Consider the following 19,243-nt stretch of genomic DNA (forward strand, 5'->3'; position numbering starts at 1 on the left):
AGCTGGGCAGCCACGAACATCTGCTCGATGCAAAGGCGCATTTTCAGCTGGTCCGCCGACGGCCATTCGATCGGCTGCTCACGCCGGTCAGCCTCTGGCCATACATGGCCGTAAAAGGCCAGCACCATCGAAATGGGCCGTGGCGTCCTGGCGGACAATGCGCATCGAGATCAATGCCCGGCGAAAACCAGGGTCTGAACCGGCAGGAACATCGCCTGTATACGCAGGATCATGGCATGCACGAGACCGACCGTGTCGACCACATGCAGGAATAACCAGCGCGGGGTGCTGATGTTGGGATCAGCGAGCGCATCGTGATTGTTGGTATAGGCATTGGCGATGCAACTGCTGCCTGGCGGCACATCATCCAGGCCGCCGTCGAACAGCGGCTGCAGGAACACCGTCAGCGTGCCGGGTTTTGCCAGCTGCTGTACGTCGAGCAGCTGGTCGGTGGGGCGCAGCTGGCCGGCCGCGATCACGTCCTGCACCTCGGTCACCACGAGCGGGATGATGGTGAACGGCTTGCCGACGCAGACGGCCTCCGCGACCATTCCGGGTTTCATCACCTGCGCCTCGATCTGCCCAAAACCGGCGATCAGCGTTCCGCGGCCCGCTTCGCTCGGCACCAGGATGCCGGCAGGACGCAGCATGGTGTTCAGCACATCGCCGGGGCGCAATGTGAATTGCTGGACTGTGCCCGCTACCCCCGCCTTGACGACGGTCTTGTCGAGTTCCACCTGCGCCTCCGCCCGGGCGGCCTCGGCGCTCGCCTTCTGCGCCGGCAGGAGAACGCTGAGTTTGGTTTCCAGCGTCTGTTTCTTGGCAAGCGCAGCGCTGAGGGAGCCTTTGCGGCCTTCGACCGTATTGGTGAGGCGGACCACCTCCCGGCGGGCGACGGCATCGTTTTTCAGGAGCTGGGTCTTCATCTCCAACTCGTCCTCAGCCACTTTCAGGGCGCCGTCGGCCTCCTGAATCTGGCCGTCCATGCTCGCAAGCTCGGTCTGCGCGACCTTCGCTTCGGCTTCGACTTCGGCGATTTGCCGGCTGGCGGTTTCGAATGCCGCCTTCTGCTGTGAATCGTCGAGGCGGAAGAGCGGCGCGCCGGCGGCGACCTTTTCGTTGACGCCGACAAAGACCTCATCCACCCGGCCGGAGGCCTCCGGCAGGATCGTGACCGTGCGGAATATGGCCGTGACCGTTTTTGTCGAGGGATGGAAATAGAAGATCATGGTGATCAGCGAAACGGTCAGGATCAGGCAGGCGGAAATGCCCCAGCGCAGTTCGTACCACATGCTGTAAAGGGTGATCTCCTGGCCGATGCGCTTGCCCTGGACATAGCGTCGATAGAGATAGTCCGGGAAGATGGTCAGCATTGAGCAGAGCATTAATTCGAACATGATCAGATCCCCTCTTCGTGCAGTGTCTTGGCGGGCGTCCGGGCGGGTGGTGCCTCTGCCACTGCTTCTGGCGCTGGCGTCGGCGCGCGGACCGGTTCCGGGTGATCGGCTGCGACCGGCGCCTCATCCTCGAGCTCGTCCGGGTCGCGTCCGGCGAGCCTGGCGAGCGAGCGGGCGATCGAATAGAGCGGGGTCGTAAAATCGGGAAACCGAACGAAGGCCAGGAGCAGACCAAGGATCCAGTAAAGGTGATTGTGGGTGAAGAGCGAGATCAGCGCCAGAACCGCGACAATCTCCATCTGCACCTTGTTGGTGCGGTGGGCGATGCGTTCGGGGATGGCGTGAAGCTGGAAGTAGAGGTTGCCGACCACCAGAATCATCACGATCAGAAAGACGATGACGCCGACAAACAAATAGTCGGTCTGGCCCGGCTCGGTGATGAAGCCGGGCACGTGATCGGTGAGAGCGGAGTGATAGTCTTCCATCGAAATCTCCTTTCCTGAACGCGATAGTCGCCTGCCAGCCGGCAGGCCGCATGGATCATGTCAGCCGGCGCCTGCCGCCAGGGCCTGTTTGTGCGCCGTCAGAGCCTGCTGAGCAGCTGCGGCCGTATCGGCAACCTTGTCGCCGGCGACCTGGACGGTCGGCACGGCAAGGCGGATGCCGTTTTCATGGAAGGCCTCATAGATCATCCGCAGCGCCCGGCGCTTCAGCGTGAACTGCTCTCCGGGAAGCGTCATGAACTTCATGCGTAGCAGCAACCCGGAGTCGCCCAGGCTGTCGATGCCCTGCATTTTCAGCGGCTCAATCGTGATGGGCTTGAACTCGGGGTCGGCGAACAGTTCCTGGCCGATCTTCTTGATGATCTTGCGGGCCTTCTCGACATCGGCATCATAGGCCACGCTGACCGTCATCTTCTCGATCACCCAGTCGCGGCTCATGTTCTGGATCGCGCCCAATTCGCTGAAGGGCACGATGTAGACGGCGCCGCGGTGATGCCTGAGCTTCACCGATCGAAGGCTGAAGGATTCGACGCTTCCCTTGTAATTGCCGCTCTGGATGTATTCGCCGACGCGGAAAGCGTCGTCGAGCAGGTAGAATACGCCGCTGATGATGTCCTTGACGACGGTCTGGGCGCCGAAGCCGATCGCAACGCCGACGACGCCGGCGCCGGCGATCAGCGGCCCGATCTCGACGCCGAGCGAAGACAGCGCCATCATCACTGCAATTGCGGCAAAGAGGATCATCAGAACGTTGCGCAGGATCGGCAGCAGCGTTCGGATCCGCGCCCGGCGGCGGGCCGTGTCGCTGCCGGCCTCTTGGGGCGTATCGGTCTCGCCAAGCTTGCGGTCGATGACGACGCGCACCAGGCTCCAGGCGAGATCGATGACGAGAAGGATGATGCCGGCGCTGAGCATGCCCCTGACGATGCGCAGCATCGGGGTGTCCTGCATCGTCATGCGGGTCAACTCGACGTCGAGGGCACGGGCGAGCAGGAGGATGGCCCCGACGATGACCACTGCCCGCACACCGCGCTCCACCAGCACGGAGGCGATGCTTGCCCGCTCGGCCTTTTCCTCGCCGGCGGGAGAGGACAGAATGTTGGCGATGGAGACACGGGTGAGCGCGAGGACCGCCGGCAAGGCGGCGCACACCGCGACGATCCAGAAGAGCTTCGTCGCACCGACGACCCAGAGAGCCCAGAGACCGATGAAATAGGCGGTCCACAGCCAATTGCGGATCGTCCGGCCGATGCGGGGCGCCTGCCCCTCGACCGGCGCGTCCACCGGCCGGCGCCACAGGCTTTCGATCGCGATCGCCAACAGCACGACACCCAGCGTATAGGCGACGAGCAGCCGCGAGGCGGGGGGAAGGCCGAGCGTTGCAAGCAGCCGCACCGTCACCCAGCCGAAGGCGAACCAGCCGCAGAGATAGGCGAGGCGGCGCGCCCAATGGGCCGCGGCCGGATCGCTGACGGGGACCACGCGAAATCCTGGCTGCGCCGCGGCGGCGGGGGGCGCGAGCCAAACGCGCAGGAGCGCGGCGGCTAGGCGGAAGGCGACGAGGGCGAAGAGGTAGCCGACGACGATTTCGCGCACGAGCGGCGGCCAGTCGAAGATGAGGAAGAAGCCGATGCTGCCGAGCGCGAAAGCGAACACGTGGCATGCTTCCCAGAGAAGTTTGGCGCCGAGAAGGACAAGCCGCTCCCGGACGGTCGAAAAGGACGCCTGCTCCATCCAGGCGCGCCAGCCGCCGCTGATCCGCCGGAAAAACCACTGGGCGGCAAAACCTGCCGCCATGAAGGCGATCAAGAGCACCACCGGCCGGGTGCCGCCGTTCGCCTGGATATCACGCTCGAGCACCGCCGCGGCCGCCATCATCTGCGATGGAAACGAGGTCGCAGCATTCATCAGATCGGAGGAATGCCGGCGGAAGCGTGTGGCGAATTCGGAAAAAGAGGGATCGGTTGGCTTCGCCTCGCCTGGTTCGGCAGCGGCTTTTGCCGCTGCCTGCTGCTTCAGCCAGTCCTGCACCGCCGGATCGGTGGACAAGGCTATGAACTGCTCGATCCGTTCGGCCGGCAGTGCGGCCGGCGGTGTCTGCGACATCGCGGGCATGGCCGTCAGTGCGGCGGCGAGGGATGCGATCACCGCCAGGAGCAGCGTCCGAAGAACGTTCCTTGATGACACTATCGACATGATCACTCCCAATCCCGCGTATCGCGCACTGCGCGCCCTATGGCCGGCATTCCGTCCTGAAAGCATTGCCACAGGCCGGCTTCGACTTGCCGCCGGGCCCGGCAACCGCGCTGACCTCGGCGGCATAGGCGTCGCGTGTGTCCCGATCGACGACGGCGGCAGGCGCCGCCAACACCAGACCCGCAGCATTGCCCGCGGCGGCCGCCGTTTCCGTCGTCGCCGCAAGAATTCTCTCCCCGAGACCGACTCGGCTGTCAGTCAGCGTCTGTCCTTCCGAGATACGGGCGCCGATCAGCTGGACGATCGCGGGCGAAGCCGCGAACTTGGCGTGGTTGAGAGGGTCGCTGGTCTTCACCTTCGTCAAGTCGATGACATTGATGTCGTATTCCTCGAGTTCCTGCTTGTAAGGCGCCTGCTCCGGATCGATCGAGCCGAGACGGGCGACATCGCCCCAGACCCTTCGGGAGACGGCGAGCGCCTTATCGTCACGGGATACGAAGAGGGTGAATTGGGGGTGCTGCTTTCCCATGTCGGCGATCTGCTGGCGGAACACGTCGACATCGACGTCGGGAGCCGCGAGCATGACGTTCTTGAATTTCGCCGGCAGGCGGCCATTGCGGATCGCCATCTGCCGCAGGCCCTCCATAGCAAGCCAATTGCCCATCGAATGGGCGAGGATCGAGACTTCCTTGATCTCCGGATCATGGTAGAGATATTGAAAGAGCTTCTCCAGCGCGTTGCGGGTGTAATTGGTGCTCTCCCGATCATAGCCGTAGGCCAGCAGCCGTCCGCGCGAGGGCCACGTCACCAGCACCGGCGCGCTATGAACGCCGGAATCATGAACGATCTGGGCAAAACGGTAGACGGAGTCCTCGAAGCGGGTGTTGTAGCCGTGGATGAAGACGAAAACGCTCTTGTCGGGGCTCTTGCGCACGCTGGCGCTGAGCCAGGCCTTTGCGGCATCGACATCCAACTCGGTTGCCTTGAGCGTCGCAAAATCGGTCTTGGGATTGGACGGCAACTTCTTCGGCCAGGCGACTTCACCTTCCTTGCGCCCAGGCGGGATCGAGACGGTGATATCGGCGAAGGTGGGCTGGCGGGCGCGCTCGCCGCTGAACATCTCTCCGGGAACAGGCGAGCGGCTGCGCGTCGTGGCGACCAGCATGTCGACGCGATCGGCGCGGGGGGAGGTTTCGGCGACCGGGGTTAGCACGCCTTTCGGATGCCCGCCGCAGCCTGACAGGCACATCACCGTAACGCAGACCAGAAGCCCTCGAAGCGTCTGCCGAAAAGCGGCCTGACTGCCGCGCATGTTGCTTATGTTCACACTGCTCCCCACCCTGACGCATGCTGCCGGGACCGACCCCGGTCCTGCATGGAAGAGATTGGGCCAAAGACGAAGCCGCAGGCATGTATGATCCTGTATGTTACAGGTAACAGCACCCTGCGCGTCGTTCGGCCGAGGGCGAGGACAGCCGGTCGGACACACCGCCGTCAATTCGCCGGCTGGTCGTTTTGAACTGGCAGGCCGGCAGCCTCAAGCCCGGAGAAAAATCGTTCTTGGTCCTCGATTCTTGCCAGCCGCCGGACGACCTCCCGCCGGACATTCGGGATCAAGGCGGGCGATCGGGCCTCGATCCAGTCGATTTGCTCCTTTGCCTCCGCCGATTTTCCGAGGGTGCCGAGAATCGAAAGCAGGACGAGGCGATGCATCGGATTGTAGTTGAGGTCCGACATGCGCGACCATAATTCGGCAGCCTGGATATCGCCCCGCATGAAGGCGCAGAGCGCCATTCCTACCTCATAGTATCCCTGTGGTCCGGCATTCTTGCCGACCGCCTCCGAAATCAGCTCGCAGCCCCTGTCCCATTTTCCCGACATCGCCAGGCGCAGGCCGTATTCGCCCGCCACTTCGGTGTCGTTTGGATTGCTGGCATACGCAGCTTCGCCGGCCCGCAAGGCCTCGGTTGGGTCATTGCCGAAAAAGTTGGCAAGCATCAACGCCTGCAGAGCTCGGGCATTCTTCGGATCGAGACGCACGGCGCGTTCGGCAAGCTCCTTGGCAATCGCCAGCGTGGCGGCGGTTGGTTTCGTGTTCAGCTGATATGGAAAGCGGAATTCGTCGAGATAGGTGAGCGAAAGAAAGGCAGTGACATTGGAATCATCGGGCATCTTTTCCACAGCATGCTGCAGGCAGGATTTTGCCGCTTCCTGCGCCTGCGGGGTCATTTCGCTCCGATAGCTGTAGTAGGACAGAATGCAGGAAAACGCGTCCGCGTTTCCGGCGATGCTGGCGGTGTCCGCCTCGAATATAACGCCGAATGGGCGCGCGACCGCCGTCGCAATGTCCTCGGCAAGACCTGCCTGCGCCTGCAAGACGCCCTGGACCTTCATGTCCGCATCGTAATTGTTTGCCCAGATGACGGTGCCATCGGCTCGCCGCACAAGTCTGGCCGTCGAGCGCAGCGTTTCGCCTTCCAGCCTGATACTCCCCTGCAAGGCATAGATCGGTTGCGACGACCACTGGCCATCCCGATTGCGCGGCAAAGCGGCGGCGACGACGATGTCATTGAAGGGAACGAGCTTTTCGATGATGTCATCGGTGATGCCGCGGGAAATGTCGGATGCAACCCCGCTGCCGGAGGCGCTTTCGAAACGTTCGACGACAATGATGGGGTGGCCGACGGCTCCAGACGGCATGTCGTTTTCGGTTTTGAACGTCCCCCCGTGCTGAAGCATCGCGGCGGCGGCGACGAACACGACCGCCGCGCCTCCTGCGGAAAGCCAATATCGGGACCATGCCACACGCCGGTTCGCCTTGTCTCGGCCGTCCGTATCCGCTGCCCGGGCGCCTTGCTGCCCCTCATCTGCCGGAGGTGTCAGCGGAGCGGCCTGTCCGGTTTGCGGCATATCTGCAGGCTGGGCTCCTTGCCTCACCTCGAAGACAGGCGCATAGCCGCCTCTGGGAATTGTAATGACGACCCGGTCCGCGGCGCCGGCGGTCAGGTAATAATGTTCCAGTTCCCTGCGCAGTCGTCCTGCTTCGATACGGACACAGGGATCCTGCTGAGCATCGAAATTTGCATCTCGGCCGAAAACCGCCTGCGCGATGGTAAATGCCTTCAGGTAGTCGCGACGGCCGGCAAGCGTCTCGGTCACCACGAATTCGAGGAACCTCCCCGCTCGCTCTGGAAGACGAAACTCGGGACTGGACAGAATACGCTCAAGTTGCCGCTGCACCTCTTCGGGTGAAGAAATGTCGCTGCTCGCCCTGTCAACGTCTGCATTTGGCATCGGCTCCCCCAGACTCCGATTGCGAACAACCTGCAGCATGCAGTCATCGACGATAGACCTGCGTCGACACAACGGCAATGCTCTTCAGAAGAATAAGCTAATTAAGGATCGCTTTATTCAACGGTCGCCAGGGGCCAATACAGGCCTGTATAGCTCGTACCGGCGTAGGATACCGTATCCTACCGGGGCGGACATGTATTTTACTGCCTTCGTCTCTCCGTGCACTCTATCATCACCTGAACATTCCGGAGGAGGCGGCGATGACATCACCTGAAACGTCCACATCCCATGCTATGACGAGCGCCGAGGAGCTGCGCAAGCGCGCTTTGGAACTCCAGCTCGTGGAAATGGAGCGCAGCGACAAGATCAAGGCGCGTGAAGCGAAGAAACATGCTGATTTTGTCGAGGATTTCTTCCGCAAGCAGATTGGAGAAGCGGAACGCGCCGTCATCAAACGCCTGGTGATGAAAGCGGCCGCGGATGGCAAATACGAGGCGCTGATCTACAGCTTTCCATCGACCTTCTGCACGGACAGCGGCCGCGCGATCAACAATAACCTTGCCGGATGGCAGAAGACGCTGCAGGGGAAGGCGAAGGAGCTGTATGGACTGTTCGAGGAGGTCGCCAAGCCGCAAGGCTACGGTCTGAAGGCGATGATCATCAATTTCCCCGACGGGATGCCTGGAGACGTCGGCTTCTTCCTCACTTGGGAACCCCCTGTCGACTGACGCCAAAGAGCAGGCACGAGCGAGGGAATATCCTGTTGAAAGCGATAGAGATCGAGCGAAAGTTCCTGGTCCGGGACGACAGTTGGCGCGTTTACGCCGACGCGCCGCGCGTCCTGCAACAGGCCTATCTTGGCGTCGATCAGAACTGCGTGCGCGTCCGCCTGATCGACGGGCGTTCCGCGCGCCTGACAATCAAATTCCGCTCGCCAGGCCTGGCCCGCGAGGAATTTGAGTATGACATTCCGGTCGAGGAGGCACGCGATCTCCTTCTCCACGCAGGTCATGTCCTTGAAAAGACCCGATACCGCGTCCTGCATGACGGCCAAAGCTGGGAGGTGGACGTGTTCGCCGGCGCTTACCAGGGATTAACACTCGCCGAAATCGAAATGGCGAGTGAGGATGACCGGTTCAACCTGCCGCAATGGCTGGGGCGCGAGGTCACGGGCGAGCGGCGATACTCCAACCGCGCCATGGCAGCTGCCCCGCCCCCACAACAGCCGGCGGCGCAGGGCGGCGCCGGCTGAAACCTTAATCCTTTACGACGGTCCAATTTGCGTCCGGATTGAAATCCTTGATCGCCGCAGCCTGCTCTTCCGTCGTCGGGCCGAGATCACGCTGGTAGATGACGCTCATTCCGTTGACCATGAACGTCTGCACGCCGGTCACCCTATATTTGACCGGCCAGGCAATCAGCGCAAAACCGCCGGTCATATAGCCGTTGATGACATAACTTTGCTTGCCGCCAAGGACATTGTCTCCCTGGGATGTCAGGATACGGTAGCGATAGCCGTAGTAACCCTCGCCGCGTTTGGCGGCTCCGAACGCGGCCGTTTCGACCAGCGCGCTTGCCGGGCTTTCCTCGGGGTAGACGCTCGGATCCCAGTAAAGGCCATCGAGCTTGCCAGGGCTGCTGATCAATTTCTTCGCGAACTCATAGATGCCGTCGCCGTCACGATCCTCGGATGCGTACCAGTATTGGGCCGCCACATATTCGTGCATGGTATCGATGGTGGCGAGCTCGTTCTCGCCGACGCGGCGATTGATGATTTCTTCAAGGCCACGCTGCGTGTCGAAGAACCATTTGCCGTCCTTGTCTTCGGCCAGCGGAAACGGCAGCGGCCAAAGCCGATCGCCGATCGCGGCGACCTTCAGATTGCCGAGATCCTTCAGAACCACCTGGCGCTCTGCGCCCTCCCGGATCAATCCGTAGGCGATCATCGCCTCGTTGCTGGAACGGAGCTTGTCGGCGTTGAGGCCGAGCAAGGCGGCAAGATCGTCGATATTGTTGGAAGCCAGCACCGACTTCAGTTTGTCGATCGCAAGCTGCGCGCTGTCGAACTTCGGCGAAGACGTCGCCGCCTTGTACGCGGAGAGATCCGTCTGCGCCAGTAGGAGCGTCGGCGTTGCCGAAAACGTGCACAGCGCTGCTGCGAACATGAGCGAAATTACGGTCGATTGGCGTCTCATGATGTCACTCCCTGAGCTGGAAACAGGTCTTACCGCCGTCCACCGCCGCCACGGCCACCGCCGCCACGACCACCGCCACCGCGGCCACCGCCGCCGCCTGAAGGGCGGCTATACTGAGGTGGACGGGCCGAAGGACGCTGGCCCATGCTCTGCGCCCCCCGGTGCGAGGAGACGGCCTCCCGGCGACCGGATTGCGGGTTGCCGAGAGCGCTTGGCTGGCGTCCGCGATTATCAGGTCTCGAAGCCATTTGCGGCTTGTTGGCCTTCTTGACGGATTTCTGGGCAGGCTTGGCGGGGCGATTGGCGGCCTTCTGAGGACGCGCCTCAGGCCTCGACGCTCCCTGCCGATCGCTTGCTGCCGGTCTATTGGCGGCGGGCTTGGCCTTCAGACCTTGCGCCGTGTTCTTGCGGATATCTTCAGCGCGTGCGGCGTTACCGCGATTCCCAGGCCTCTGACTTGCCTGGATATCATTGGCTCTGTTGCGCAGCTGGTTGCGATTGTCGCTCTGGAGACTGGATTTGATCGACGACCGGTCCAGCTTCGCGAACTGGTCCTTGCCTATACTCAGTTTGCTGCGGTCGACATTGCTCCAGTCGACGTCGTTAAACTTAAGCTTCCCATTGAAATTGCGGTCGTTCAGGCAATTGTTGCAGTCGATATCAATATCGCCGTCCCAGCGGCCGCCCCAGACGCCCCAGTCGTCCCAGTTGACGATGGCTGCCCAGGTCAGACCCGTGACCGCAGCAGCAAAGAACCCCGCCCCTGGGTAATAATAGCTGTCGTAATAATCCGGATAGTAAGAGATGGGCTCCGAGGCATAACCCGGTTCATAAAGCATTTCCGGCGGGTATTGCGGGATGTAGATCTTCTCGGGATCGGTCGGTCGGATGATGATATTTTCGTTTTCGGTAACGACGGTCACCTTGTCATCCGTCTTGATGATGTTCTTTTCCACCGCTTCGTCGCGAAGCTGCTGAATGGCAATCAGAACATCCTTTTGCTGATTGGTGAGCGCATCCGCCAGCGATTGCGTCCAGTCGAGGTCTTCGCTCATCATCTTGACGACGTCGGGATAGTTGAGCAGCGAAATGACGCTCCCGTCCCAATCGCTCTTCGGCTTGAGATCGGAATTCTTCTTTTTTGCCTCGAGGAACCGCTGTGCCTCGACGATCTGCAGCGGGAAGAGCGAGGCAGCCGAAATCGCTGCAACCAATTCGTCCGGATAAAGGGCAATGCGCGCCACGAGCACTTCCAGCTCATCGTCTGACAGAAGCGCCGCAGCAGGCTGTTCGGCAGCCGTCTGGGTCGGCGCGGCCGCTGGTGCAGGCGCCTGGGCGCGCGCGGGCAAGGCCAGCTGCAATGTGATGATCGCAACCACCGACAATCCAGCAATGAGTTGGCCGGCGAAAAATTGAGCCCCAGACACTTTGTGGGGAATTGCTTTCATCGCACCGACCTCCCTTGGATCAAACTTTGACGGACGCCTTCATGAAGACTTCGGACCGATGAGAGGCGGTCGCCCCAGAACGACTACTTTCGATTGGGCGATTGCCTCTCCCATCTCCTGCAGCAGCGCCTCGACCAGACCCGCATATTCCAGCCGCCGCGCCTCTCGAACCGCTTCCGGCAGAGCCTCGACATGCGCCAGAGCCTGGGCGGCATCCGCGAGATCCTCGCACATGCTGTGAAAGGGCTCGTTTACGTAGAAAAGCCGCTGTACCAGCCGCGTCTGGTTGGGAAAATAAGTCTCGGCCGTCTCAAGGGCGGATAGATATGTCGAACTTTTATCTCCCGACGCCATCTCCGCCCCCGCCGCCGACTGCGCTCAGCAGATGTCGAAACTATACAACAGGCGCAGCGGCGGCTGACGTAAAATACGCGAACCTACGGTAGCCGGCCTTCCAAGCGCCGGACGAATTCGAAGCGTTGGCCGCAATGGCATGTATCAAGCCGGTCGCGTCCCTCCGCTCCTGAGCGCAGACGATCTCCTCGAGTATCTGGATGGCCGCGACCCGATAGAGATTACACGATGCTACGAGCCTCGACTCCGAAACGGGCCTAATATCGGCGGTTGATAGCGATCTAGCGGTAGTGCCAGACCGGCCGGAAGGGAGCGGCCGTGTTTCGATTAGCATCATGATCGCGATCGACGTTCCAGATCTGATCGCCAACGCACGAAACCACCCCATCAGCACGCCGCGCCCATCAGCACGCCGCTGAACACTGCCGAACGGGTGGTTGTGGCGATCTGGCCATCCCAGTTGACGCCAATCCCGACCGTGCGGCCAAGCAGCGTGATGACCTGGGAAGGACCAAGGGTGAGAGCATAGGAGCCAGCGGTGATAGGTAGCATTCCAATGTTGCGGGGCCTGAGCGGTTTCAGCCGGGATCGGCTTCGCAGCGATATCCCCGCCGGGCTGTCGATCGCTGCCGTCGGCCTGCCGAGCGCCATCGCCTACCCGGCAATCGCCGGCCTGCCGCCGGAGACCGGCATCTATGCCAGCATCCTCGCGCCGATCGCCTACGCGATTTTCGGTCCCTCGCGGCTCTTGATCGTCGGGCCTGACGCGGCGACGATGACGGTGCTTGCCGCTGCCATGGGCGCCATCATCGCGGTCGCGCCGCCCGGAACCGCTGTCGACCGGGTGGCGATCGCTTCGGCGCTTGCGATCGGCGTCGGCGTCTTCTACATCGCCGCGAAACTATTGAGGCTCGGCGTTCTCGCGAGCTTCCTGTCCCGGCCGATTCTGGTCGGGTTTTTCGCCGGGGTGTCGCTTTCAATTCTCGTCGGACAGATCGGCCGCTTTACGAGAGTGAAGATCGAATCCGACGGGCTCATCGCTCCGCTCCTCGAAATGCTCGCCAAGAGCGGCCTCATCCATTGGCCTTCCCTGATCCTCGGCCTTGCCATGTTTGCGCTGCTTTGGGTCGTCCGGGCTCTGCAGTTGAAGGTTCCAGGCCCGGTGCTGGTAGTGGTGGTCTCGGTCGTCCTGTCAGCCATCTTCGATTTCCGCGGCCGCGGCATCGCCGTGATCGGCGACCTGCCGAGTGGCCTGCCGGCCCTCTCCCTGCCAGCATTTCATCAGATGCCTCTCGACAAGACCGTGCTCGGTTCAGCCGCGATTTTTCTCGTCAGCTTCGGCGCCGGAATAGTGACGGCGCGCAGCTTCGGGTCACGCACCGGCGAGGAAGTCGACGCGAACCAGGAGTTGATCGGACTTGGCGCCGCCAATATCGCACCTGGCCTTTTCGGCTCGTTTCCGATCAGCATGTCCGATTCCCGCACGGCCATAAACCTGTCGACGGGAGGCGTCTCTCAGCTTGCAGGGCTGGTTTCGGCCGCCACCTTGATCGCGGCCCTGGTGTTCCTGAATGATGCGCTGAGCATTCTCCCGATCCCGGCGCTGGCGGCGATCCTGGCAACGGCTGCCATCAGCCTCATCGATATCGATGAGCTCAGGAAGATCTGGCGCATCAGCCGTATCGAATTCATCTTTGCGCTGATCGCCATGTGGGGAGCGATCAGCTTCGGCGTCCTTAACGGCGTGATTGTCGCGATCGCGGCGACCTTCGCCTATCTGCTGCGTCAGACGATGTTTCCGCGCGATGGCCTTCTTGGCCGCATCGAGGGGCGGCACGGCTTCTTCGATCTGCAGCGCTTTCCGGAAGCCCGTCCGATCGAGGGGGCGGCCGTCTTCGCGGTCCAGGGCAGCATCCTGTTTTACAACGCCGATTACGTGCGTTTGCGGATGATTTCGGTGATCAAGGCGCTTCCCGCCGAAACCAAATACCTGGTGCTCGATGCAAGCGCCATTACCTATATCGACAGCACCGGCGCGACCGCGCTCGAGGCCGTCGCTGACATGCTTGCGAAGCGCAACATCACCTTCGCGATCGCCGATCTCAGCGAGGAAAGCCGCGCGATTCTTGATCGTGCCGGCGTGATCAACGCGATCGGCGCCGACAATCTTTTCAATGGCAGGGAAGAAGCCTTGCGGACGCTGATCGGCGACATCGACCAGCCCGACCGCACCGTCCCGGCCGCCAATGTACCCTAGTTGAGAGAAGGAGGGAGAGCCATGGACGAAAACTACGAGCCGAGAGAGGCAGAAGCAGAGGCAACCCGCAACGGCAAAGATAAAAAGAAGAAGAAATCCTGGGATTATGACAAGGAAATCGGCCGGCTGCAGGTGGAGCTGGCTTACCTTCAGGCCTGGGTGAAGAAGTCAGGCGCAAGGATCGTCATCATCTTCGAAGGGCGCGACGCCGCCGGCAAGGGCGGCATGATCAAGCGGATCATGGAACGGCTCAGCCCGCGTGTTTTCCGCGTTGTGGCTCTGCCGGCTCCCACCGACCGGGAAAAGTCGCAGATCTACATGCAGCGTTACATCGCCCACCTGCCGGCAGCCGGCGAAGTCGTGATATTCGACCGCAGCTGGTATAACCGTGCCGGCGTCGATCGTGTCATGGGCTTCTGCAGTGACAAGAAGGCGCAGCGCTTTCTCGAACTCGCGCCCCGCTTCGAAGCCGCCATCGTCGAAAGCGGCGTCATCCTTCTCAAATATTTCCTGACGGTCACCGAGGAGGAACAGGAGCGCCGCTTCAGGCGCCGGATCCATGATCCGGTGCGGCAATGGAAGCTCAGTCCCATGGATGTCGAATCCTACCAGCGCTGGTGGGATTATACGCGCGCCTATGACGAGATGCTGCGGATGACCGACTCCAACCATGCACCGTGGTGGATCGTGCCTTCCGACGACAAGAAACGGGCACGGATCAACTGCATCTCTCACATCCTGCAGTCCATTCCGTATGAACGAGTGAAATTTGACGAGCCCGATCTGGGGAAACGGCAGAAACGACCGGCCGACTTCACTGAGGACCGCAGCATCCGCCATGTCGTGCCTGACACGACGTCATAGGCATGGTGGGTCCGGCCTGTAACCTCACGGATGTGACGATGGAGCAGACAGTTGATACGACAACGCCAGGGACCGGCGCGGGTCAGATTTCGATAGAGGCGAGAGTAAGCGATCTGGTCCGCTTGGGCATCATCGGATTGTTCGCTTACTGGACGATGACGCTGATTGCTCCTTTCGCGCTTATCCTCATCTGGGCCGCCATCCTTGCCGTTGCTCTCTACCCGATGTTTGCGACGCTCTCGCGGTTGATCGGAAACCGGCCGGTGATCGCTGCCATCGTTATAGTCGCCGGTTGCCTCGTGCTGATCATAGCACCGCTCGCCCTCGTCGCAGTCAATTTCGCCGACACCGTAGAGGCGTTGATCGGCAGGTTGCGGACCGGAGAATTTACCCTGCCGGCAGCGCCTGACGCCATCAGGAATTGGCCTGTCGTCGGCGAGCGGCTCCATGATATCTGGAATCGCGTCGCCAGCGATCTGGCTTCGACGATCATCAAGTTTCAGGCGCCGATTCGTGAGGTCATGGGCGCTGTTGTGGCAAAACTAGCCTCGATCGGCGGCGACGTGCTGAGTTTTGTCGTCTCCATCATGCTCTCCGGCCTGTTTCTCACCCAGTCAACGCGTTTGGCCGCGGCGATACAGGTTCTGGCAAGCCGGGTCGCCGGCGACAAGGGCGTCGGTTTCGCCCGGCTGTCGGGAAGCACGGTGCGGAATGTATCACGCGGTGTCATCGGCGTGGCTTTCCTGCAGACCCTGCTCTGCGGACTGTGCTTTGCCGTCTTCGACGTTCCAGCGCGTGGAGCGCTGACCTTCGTCGTCTTCTTACTGTGCGTCATGCAACTCGGGCCAGCGCTGGTCCTCCTGCCCCTCGTCATCTGGGCCTGGTTCTCCTGGCCGTTCGCCGGCGCCTTTGCCTTTACCTGCCTTGCGGTGCCGATCTCGATTGTCGACAACATCCTGAAGCCTATCCTGATGGCGAGAGGCCTCTCCACTCCCATGCCCGTCATCCTGATCGGCGTGATCGGCGGCACTCTGGCCCATGGGCTGCTGGGGCTTTTTCTGGGACCGGTCGTTCTCAGTGTCTTTTACGAGCTGCTGAGAGCCTGGGCCTGGCCTGCGGCAATGGCGGAAGGATCAGAACATGATGACGCACGGGCTCTCAGCGTGGAAACCGAGCGTGCCGGATAGGCCACGGCCGGTCTACCTGTTGGTACAGTAGACGACGACCTCCTGCTCTAGGTCGCGACAGAGCTCCTCATATTCCGCAACGAGCTTGTCTTCCCTCGGGTTCTGGGTCCGGAACCGAGCCAGCGCGTCGACTGCAAGATCGTAGGCCTCGAACAGTTCGCCGAGGGTCTCGTTGGTAACGTCCGCCAGCAGATGGCGGATATCTGGAAGCCGCAACATCAGTTTTCTGCGGCCGCGTTCTTGGCTCATGAACTAGCTCCGCATTGGTACCGCGTCTGCAATTGATAAGAAGACAGTAAGGTGCCGAATTGTTCCCGAGGTCACAATTACTGTATCAGACCGCAAGCCATTCTTGCCAACTTAGTTCGGTAGCGGACAATCGGTGTCGCTCATTCCCGTCAAGAACGGTCCGCGCCCAAATTTGTGGCCTTATGGGCGAACCCTAAAGCAAAGCTTGCAACCAGGGGCTCGCGCGCTATGATGTATTAGAAGTAGCTTAGATAATTGCGTGACTTATCGTGGGGCGATCATGAGGAACGCAAAGGTCAATGTTTTGGGCAGTCTTGAGCCGACGGTGGATGAAATCTGCCGTCAGGTCGAGCGAATTCTCGGAAGCGAGGAATTTCACGCGCCGAAGCGGGGGCGGGATTTCCTCGAGTTCGTCGTCAATGAGACGCTTGCCGGCCGCTCGGAGTTCCTGAAAGCCTTCACCATAGCGAATGTCGTTTTCGGCCGGGAAGCTTCATTTGACCCGCAGAATGACCCGGTCGTCCGGATCGAGGCCGGTCGGATCAGAAAGGCGCTCGAGCGCTATTATCTCGTCGCGGGGCGCACGGACGAGGTCATCATCACCGTGCCCAAAGGCGGATATGTACCGCATTTCGAATATGCTCAGGGATTGCCGCTTCCATCGGCGGGCGGCCTGGAGCAGGCCCAAGCCGCAGAGTTCAATGCGCAAGAAGGCTCTCCTCGGAAGATGCGTGCTCCGATGCTTTCGGCCGCTCACGGCTTCGGGATCGTCATAATCGTCGTGGTTGCTCTGTTTGCCTTAGCCCTTGCATATGCATTGTCTGTTCCGAATGGGCGACCGACTGCGTCAACGCCGCCGGCGACCGCTCATCCGAAGGTGATCGTCGAATTCTTTTCCGAAAGCGGTTCCACCGGCGCTGGTTCGGATATCGCTCGCGGCCTGAGGGACGACGTGATCGGCCAGCTTGCCCGCTTCGACGACATCGTCATTGTCGCCGATCCGCTGCGCGCCGGGCGTGCCGCCGGCGCCGACTATTCGCTCCAGAGCAATGTCCAGCTCGACAAAAGCAGGTTGCGCGCCGCGGTCAGACTGGTGCGTCAATCGGATGGCGCGGTCGTCTGGGCCAGGAACTTCGATGCCGATCTTCAAGCCGAGAGCAAGCTTGTCATCCAAGGCAACATCTCCCGGCAGATCTCCAGTGCGATCGCGCATCCTGATGGGGCGATCCTTCAAACCGGAACGAACCAGATCGTCGGACCGGCTCAAAATGGCGACCAGGATGCCTATGCCTGCACGCGCGCCTATTACAGCTACCGTCAGGCCATGACCGCGCAAAGCCACGGCTCGACGCTGGAATGCCTGCGGCAGGCGACACAGCGCTTCCCCGATAACGCTGAGTCCTGGACATTGCTGTCCATAGTCTATCTTGACGAGCTGCGATATCGCTACCAGCTCGGCACTTCCTCTTCGGTTCAACCGCTCGAACTGGCAACCGCTGCGGTGGAGCGGGCGGCATCTCTCGCGCCCGGCGATCCCCGCGTGCTGCAGGCGCTGATGTTGGTGAGCTTCTTCCGCGGAGACATCGACAAGGCCCTGGAGGCTGGCATGGCGGCCTATGCCGCCGATCCCGGTGACGTCGAACTCGCCGGCGAATATGGTTATCGACTGGCGCTTTCCGGGAAATGGCAATCAGGCTGCGAACTGCTCTCGATCGCCGTCAACAGGGGCGTCGGTCCTAGTGGCTACTACGAAGCCGGCATGGCGCTGTGTGCATTCATGAAGGGCGATCTCGAACAGGCGGAGCGCTGGTCGCGAAAGTCCGATCTCGGCTCGAACCCCGTCCATCGTCTCGTGCTGCTATCCATTCTGGGGGCCGCCGGGAAGACCGAGGAGGCCAAAGCGGAAGAGCATTGGCTTCATAGCCATGCGCCGGCATTGATGGCTAACATCCGCGAGGAAATTTCGCTGCGCTTGCAACGGCTTGACGATCAGGAGCGCGTCCTGAATGGATTGCGTGCCTCGGGACTTGATATCGACGCCACCCCGGCAAGATAAGGCCGCTATCGATTGGTCGGTGCGGCGCTCTGCTTGCGGTTCGAAATCTCCAGAGCGATTTGCATGGCGATCTCGTCCTCGACATCGAGAAAGTTCCGGCCGCGCAGTTGGCGATCATATTGATTTGCCCATATCACCGTGCCGTCGGCGCCATTGATCATTCGGACATGCAGATGAAGGACGGCGCCCTCGATAACCACGCTTCCCTGCAGACTGAACAGCGGAACGATCGGTTGGGTGTCCGATCTGTCGGGCGCGAGCACGACAAGATTTTCCGCTTTCATCAGCTTCGTCAGCAGCTGGTCGGCCAGGCCTTTCGCAAAATTCACGCCTTCGGAGCTGCCGCCGAGGGCCGCGAAGGGCTCGACCACAATGCTGACCTTGCTCGCGACCGTCGACGCGGCGGGCGCCGGCGGCGCTCTCGGCCTTGAAAAATAGGCTTCCAACGGGCGGATGAGAGCCAAAACCGCGATCACGCCGAACAGCGCCGGTACGCCGATCGGCAGCAGAAGATCGCGATAGGCGACAGAGCGCTCCAGGCCGACCCTCTTGTTTCCGCGGTTTTGCAAATCCCTCCCTTCGCCTGGATTCGCGCTGCCATTGCTGCTCGAAAATTGCGGCGAATAGCCTCCCTTGGGGATGGTAATCCCGATCGGGTCACTGCTTCCGCTGACGAGATAATATCGCTCAAGTGCGCGACGGATACGCCCCGCCTCGATGCGGACGACCGGATCATTCTGCGCATCGAAGGAGGCGCCCCGCGCGAAAACCGCCTGCGCAATCGTATAGGCCTTGAGTTGTTCGCTGCGTCCTTCCAGCGTCTCCTCAACGATATACCGCAGGAAACGCCGCCCACGCTCAGGAGCATGAAATTCGGGACTGGCGAGGATGCGCTCAAGCTGCGCGCGAACGGCTGCAGGGTCGTAGGGTTCGCGGCTGGTTTCCTCCTCATCCGATACCATCGAGCCCTCCCGCGACGCCACCTGTTGCCTTATACACCTGTCGATGGTTCAGGACTTCCGTAGCAATACGTAAATGAGAGCCTGGACCTGGCCGCCAGCGACATTGCCGGATCAGATGACGGTTCACAGCCGACTCGGACGCTTCACCGCCTAGAGCCTTTCCGGGTTAGATTGAAGCATTCTGCCGGAGCAGGTTTTCGTCAGGGCAAAGGCGATTGGCGAAGGGCATACCCCAAGGTACGTCCGAGCCAATCGCCTTTGATCCTGGCTAGAGATGCCCG

Annotated in this window: 17 protein-coding genes; 6 read left to right on the forward strand and 11 right to left on the reverse strand. The window is 61.3% G+C overall.

From position 1 onward, the window contains the following. Positions 1 to 170: 170 nt before the first annotated feature. The 5 genes from J7U39_RS14445 to J7U39_RS14465 form a co-directional block, all read right to left on the reverse strand. Positions 171 to 1,397, reverse strand: coding sequence for a biotin/lipoyl-binding protein (locus J7U39_RS14445; protein ID WP_210628805.1), 1,227 nt, complete (start codon positions 1,395 to 1,397; stop codon positions 171 to 173). Between the two features lie 2 nt (positions 1,398 to 1,399). After that, entirely contained in the window at positions 1,400 to 1,882 is a 483-nt protein-coding gene (locus J7U39_RS14450) for a hypothetical protein (RefSeq protein WP_210628806.1), read from the reverse strand. 60 nt (positions 1,883 to 1,942) lie between these two features. Beyond that, positions 1,943 to 4,096 (reverse strand): mechanosensitive ion channel family protein, encoded by a 2,154-nt coding sequence (locus J7U39_RS14455; RefSeq protein WP_210628807.1) that lies wholly within the window; start codon positions 4,094 to 4,096, stop codon positions 1,943 to 1,945. Between the two features lie 37 nt (positions 4,097 to 4,133). Then, entirely contained in the window at positions 4,134 to 5,345 is a 1,212-nt protein-coding gene (locus tag J7U39_RS14460; RefSeq protein ID WP_210631679.1) for an alpha/beta hydrolase, read from the reverse strand. 245 nt (positions 5,346 to 5,590) lie between these two features. Next, the gene (locus tag J7U39_RS14465) at positions 5,591 to 7,390 is read right to left on the reverse strand and encodes a hypothetical protein (RefSeq protein WP_210628808.1); all 1,800 of its coding nucleotides are present in this window, start codon (positions 7,388 to 7,390) and stop codon (positions 5,591 to 5,593) included. Positions 7,391 to 7,650: 260 nt separating this feature from the next. Between J7U39_RS14465 and J7U39_RS14470 the strand changes: the two genes are divergently transcribed. Together J7U39_RS14470 and J7U39_RS14475 are read left to right on the forward strand one after the other, a co-directional pair. Then, positions 7,651 to 8,118 carry a hypothetical protein gene (locus J7U39_RS14470; RefSeq protein ID WP_210628809.1) on the forward strand — a complete coding sequence of 156 codons (468 nt, stop codon included), beginning with the start codon at positions 7,651 to 7,653 and terminating at the stop codon, positions 8,116 to 8,118. Positions 8,119 to 8,153: 35 nt separating this feature from the next. After that, positions 8,154 to 8,642 carry a CYTH domain-containing protein gene (locus J7U39_RS14475; RefSeq protein ID WP_210628810.1) on the forward strand — a complete coding sequence of 163 codons (489 nt, stop codon included), beginning with the start codon at positions 8,154 to 8,156 and terminating at the stop codon, positions 8,640 to 8,642. Between the two features lie 4 nt (positions 8,643 to 8,646). Here the strand turns inward: J7U39_RS14475 and J7U39_RS14480 are convergent, their stop codons facing one another. From J7U39_RS14480 to J7U39_RS14495, 4 genes are all read right to left on the reverse strand, one after another. Further along, entirely contained in the window at positions 8,647 to 9,585 is a 939-nt protein-coding gene (locus tag J7U39_RS14480) for a DUF2950 family protein (protein WP_210628811.1), read from the reverse strand. 29 nt (positions 9,586 to 9,614) lie between these two features. After that, positions 9,615 to 11,033, reverse strand: coding sequence for a DUF3300 domain-containing protein (locus tag J7U39_RS14485; RefSeq protein ID WP_210628812.1), 1,419 nt, complete (start codon positions 11,031 to 11,033; stop codon positions 9,615 to 9,617). Between the two features lie 39 nt (positions 11,034 to 11,072). Continuing rightward, positions 11,073 to 11,387, reverse strand: a complete 315-nt coding sequence (locus tag J7U39_RS14490) for a hypothetical protein (protein ID WP_210628813.1) — start codon at positions 11,385 to 11,387, stop codon at positions 11,073 to 11,075. A gap of 387 nt (positions 11,388 to 11,774) precedes the next feature. Continuing rightward, complete coding sequence (locus J7U39_RS14495; RefSeq protein WP_210628814.1) at positions 11,775 to 11,939, reverse strand: hypothetical protein; 165 nt, start codon at positions 11,937 to 11,939, stop codon at positions 11,775 to 11,777. Positions 11,940 to 11,943: 4 nt separating this feature from the next. Here J7U39_RS14495 and J7U39_RS14500 point away from each other — a divergent pair, with 4 nt between their 5' ends. The 3 genes from J7U39_RS14500 to J7U39_RS14510 are packed head-to-tail and all read left to right on the forward strand — an operon-like array spanning position 11,944 to position 15,695. Then, positions 11,944 to 13,644: a SulP family inorganic anion transporter gene (locus J7U39_RS14500; RefSeq protein ID WP_210628815.1), complete on the forward strand. Its 1,701-nt coding sequence runs from the start codon at positions 11,944 to 11,946 to the stop codon at positions 13,642 to 13,644. A 21-nt stretch (positions 13,645 to 13,665) separates the two neighbouring features. Further along, on the forward strand, positions 13,666 to 14,508 hold the full coding sequence (gene ppk2, locus J7U39_RS14505) for a polyphosphate kinase 2 (RefSeq protein WP_210628816.1): 843 nt from the start codon (positions 13,666 to 13,668) through the stop codon (positions 14,506 to 14,508). A 38-nt stretch (positions 14,509 to 14,546) separates the two neighbouring features. Continuing rightward, positions 14,547 to 15,695, forward strand: a complete 1,149-nt coding sequence (locus J7U39_RS14510) for an AI-2E family transporter (RefSeq protein WP_210628817.1) — start codon at positions 14,547 to 14,549, stop codon at positions 15,693 to 15,695. A gap of 12 nt (positions 15,696 to 15,707) precedes the next feature. On the opposite strand, the gene J7U39_RS14515 is transcribed toward J7U39_RS14510, so the two are convergent. Further along, a complete protein-coding gene (locus tag J7U39_RS14515) occupies positions 15,708 to 15,944 on the reverse strand; it encodes a hypothetical protein (RefSeq protein WP_210628818.1) in 237 nt (78 codons plus the stop codon). Between the two features lie 280 nt (positions 15,945 to 16,224). Here J7U39_RS14515 and J7U39_RS14520 point away from each other — a divergent pair, with 280 nt between their 5' ends. Continuing rightward, positions 16,225 to 18,000 (forward strand): hypothetical protein, encoded by a 1,776-nt coding sequence (locus J7U39_RS14520; protein ID WP_210628819.1) that lies wholly within the window; start codon positions 16,225 to 16,227, stop codon positions 17,998 to 18,000. A gap of 5 nt (positions 18,001 to 18,005) precedes the next feature. Here J7U39_RS14520 and J7U39_RS14525 read toward each other — a convergent pair whose 3' ends face one another. Further along, the gene (locus J7U39_RS14525; RefSeq protein WP_210628820.1) at positions 18,006 to 18,962 is read right to left on the reverse strand and encodes a hypothetical protein; all 957 of its coding nucleotides are present in this window, start codon (positions 18,960 to 18,962) and stop codon (positions 18,006 to 18,008) included. Positions 18,963 to 19,243: the final 281 nt, after the last annotated feature.

Source organism: Rhizobium sp. NLR16a (assembly GCF_017948245.1).
GTDB lineage: Bacteria > Pseudomonadota > Alphaproteobacteria > Rhizobiales > Rhizobiaceae > Rhizobium.